General features: G+C 51.6%; 1 protein-coding gene. It reads left to right on the plus strand.

Translation table 11 applies throughout. The features are described from left to right. Positions 1-955, plus strand: a 955-nt coding sequence (locus tag A4R26_RS11560; protein WP_242674888.1) for a condensation domain-containing protein, incomplete at both ends; no start/stop codon positions are given.

Raw genomic sequence — 955 nt, forward strand, 5'->3', positions numbered from 1 at the left:
GCCTCGATGACAAGCGAGGCAGAAGTAAAACAGGCAATAGAGCAACACCTGGCCCAACCGTTCGATCTGGCATGGGATTACATGATGCGGGCGCATTTGATCGAACAGGCCGCCAACAGCCATGTGCTGGTCATTGTTTTTCATCATATAGCCAGCGATGGCTGGTCAAGAACGATCTTCTCCAATGAGCTGGTTGCGTTGTACCACAATGCGGTCGGCAATAGGGTGTGGGAACTGTCGCCTTTGGCCATACAGTATGCCGACTATGCGATGTGGCAAAGAGATCACCTGCAGGGAGAAGGGCTGACAGGCAAGCTGGCATACTGGATCAAAAAATTAAAAGGAGTGGAACCGCTGCAGCTACCGCTGGATCATGCGCGGCCGGCCATGCAAAGTTTCCGGGGCGCGGCCGTACGCTGCCAGATAGATAAGGAGCTGAGCGACCGGTTACAGGCATTGAGCCGGCGCGAAGGGGTAACGATGTTCATGACCTTACTGGCGGCCTTTAAGGTATTGTTATACCGCTACAGCGGCCAGGAAGATATTTGTGTAGGCACCACTATAGCCAACAGAACGCAAAAGGAAACCGAACCGCTGATCGGCTTTTTCATCAATACCCTGGCCCTGCGAAGCGATCTAAGAAATAACCCCTGCTTCCTTGAATTGCTGGGGCAGGTAAAGGAAACCACGCTTGAAGCATACGGTCACCAGGAAGTTCCTTTTGAGATGGTGGTAGATAAAGTGGTAACTGGGCGCGACATGAGCCGGAACCCTGTATTCGATATCCTGTTTACGCTGCACAACAATCCGCAGGCCGATGCGATAGAAGTGGGAGATATCACCCTTCAATACGAACCGCTGGAAAGTTATACCACCCAGTTCGATATCAACTTCAATGTTACAGAAACGGCGGCTGGCCTGCAGCTCGATATTGAATATTGTTCCGACCTGTTTT

The sequence above is a fragment of the Niastella populi genome (genome assembly GCF_002078015.1).
GTDB classification, from domain to species: Bacteria; Bacteroidota; Bacteroidia; order Chitinophagales; family Chitinophagaceae; genus Niastella; species Niastella populi.